Source organism: Pseudoalteromonas sp. G4 (assembly GCF_028875915.1).
GTDB lineage: Bacteria > Pseudomonadota > Gammaproteobacteria > Enterobacterales > Alteromonadaceae > Pseudoalteromonas.
In genome coordinates, this window is sequence record NZ_JAPEHW010000163.1 from 1 (window position 1) to 898 (window position 898).

The 898-nt window shown below is 44.0% G+C and carries 2 protein-coding genes; one reads left to right on the plus strand and one right to left on the minus strand.

Annotation, left to right across the window (positions count from 1 at the left end; translation table 11 throughout):
* The coding region (locus ON073_RS20395; protein ID WP_274763697.1) for a CoA-transferase at positions 1–458 on the plus strand (458 nt) is incomplete at its 5' end.
* 74 nt (positions 459–532) lie between these two features.
* Here the strand turns inward: ON073_RS20395 and ON073_RS20400 are convergent.
* On the minus strand, positions 533–898 hold a 366-nt coding region (locus tag ON073_RS20400; RefSeq protein WP_274763698.1), incomplete at its 5' end, for a hypothetical protein.

Sequence of the window (898 nt, forward strand, 5' to 3'; positions counted from 1 at the left end):
ACGCCGGTAAAGAAACCGTAACCGCAGCTACAGGCGCAGCTATTTTTAGCTCGGCAGAAAGTTTTGCAATGATCCGCGGCGGTCACGTTGATTTAACCGTTTTAGGTGCTTTCGAAGTGGATCAACATGGCAATATTGCCAGCTGGATGATCCCAAAAAAATTGGTGAAGGGCATGGGCGGCGCGATGGATTTAGTGGCAGGCGCTAAAAACATTATTTGTGTAATGACCCACGCTAATAAACATGGTGAGTCCAAATTACTCAGCCATTGCAGCCTTCCGCTAACAGGGGTGAACTGCATTAATAAGATTGTTACCGATTTAGCTGTGCTAGAGGTAAAAGATGGTGCATTTCATTTATTAGAGCGTGCACCAGGCATTAGTGTGGAAGAAATTGTCAGTAAAACCCAAGGCAAGTTAGTGGTGCCAGAGTGTGTGCCAGAAATGGTGTTTAGTTAATTTAATTTCCAGTTGTAGCGCAAAATAAAAGGGGAACGTAATAGTTCCCCTTTTTATCGAAACATGCAATCAATCTACTCTGATGTTTCAGTATCGGTTTGTTGGCCCATATCCTGACTCAATTGCTGCGAATTCTCGTCATCATCTGGGGTAATGAAAAAGTCATTGGCATTGATTTTAGCTAGGTTGTCAAACTGCGCTTTGCCAAGGCTAAACCAATGTGCAAAGTCACTGCGTTTTACATAATAGCTGTCTTCATGTTGAGCAAATTCAAAGTCGAACTGCTTGCCGTCGGCATCTTTCACGCTGAGCTTTTCAATCTCTGCAAAAGCAATTTCTTGCTCGGCGATTGCAGTGACCGTTAAGCTCGAAAATTGCGCAATCAGCTCATCAATACGCTCGGTATCGAGTGTTTGACCTTCAGGCAATTTTGCAGGCGC